Source organism: Parabacteroides sp. AM08-6 (genome assembly GCF_003473295.1).
GTDB lineage: Bacteria > Bacteroidota > Bacteroidia > Bacteroidales > Tannerellaceae > Parabacteroides.
In genome coordinates this window covers 1-917 of the sequence record NZ_QRMP01000006.1, presented here as the reverse complement: position 1 = coordinate 917, position 917 = coordinate 1, and the positions used below count along the sequence as shown (strand labels likewise).

At 38.2% G+C, this 917-nt stretch carries 1 protein-coding gene; it reads left to right on the top strand.

The window, feature by feature from the left end:
• Positions 1-203 precede the first annotated feature (203 nt).
• Positions 204-782 carry a hypothetical protein gene (locus DW103_RS06275; RefSeq protein ID WP_122274813.1) on the top strand — a complete coding sequence of 193 codons (579 nt, stop codon included), beginning with the start codon at positions 204-206 and terminating at the stop codon, positions 780-782.
• Positions 783-917 lie beyond the last annotated feature (135 nt).

Genomic DNA, 917 nt, shown 5'->3' with positions numbered 1-917 from the left:
TTTGACACACACCCTTTGAATAACTATGAACATATCCCATAGGGGGCTGAGTAGTTACGTGAAACACCGAAATGGAGAACATCTTGTCAATTTGCCGAGACAGGGGGAAAGTACTATCTATTTGATACACAGGAAATGGATAGGAGGTTTCTTCGTTATTTTTTAACTGATAGTTTTATACTATATATTTTTTGTCATGTACTGTGGGTGGAATTATTAAAGAGGCCTATTCAGGGATTATTAAGGAAACCTATTCTCTGAAAGCTTTTTGTGTTTATTCCGGCGTCAATTATAATTTGAAAGAACAATACCAGCTGAATGATTCGGTATATGGTTCGTATGATATTCCATGCGAAAACTGTCTGTTGGATACGACAGCTTCCGTTCCGCTGCTTATTACAACATTAAAGTATCAGACTTCCCAATTAGGGGTGAGATTGAAGAATGAAACCGGGAAGCATTTACAAATTCAGCAAGTAACCTTGGCTATGGTGGATAATTCTGAACCTTTTTATTATAGACCGGTCGAATATTTAAGTTTAGGCGAATATGTTTCGAATTGCAGTTCACTAAGTCTTCGTTCGAGTGAAAAGATATTGGCAAAAAATGATACTTTCGTCGCTAACTTTTCGATGTTGTTGACCGATGAGAAAGCCCTGGACGGAAAGGCTGTCCGTTATATTATAGAGACAGACCGGGGTGTTTATATTTATACAAAGCCCGGAAAAACGTATCTCCGCGGGCATCGCTATATGGAGGAACTCACAATAACCGGAAAATAACGGTCTGTTTTCCAAAACTCCCGGTTGCTTTTTTATAACGATACGGTACAATAAATTTATTTGTACGGCATATATTTTGTTTTCGACGGCGTCGAAAATATTAATGATGGCGTCGAAAATATTAATGACGCCGTC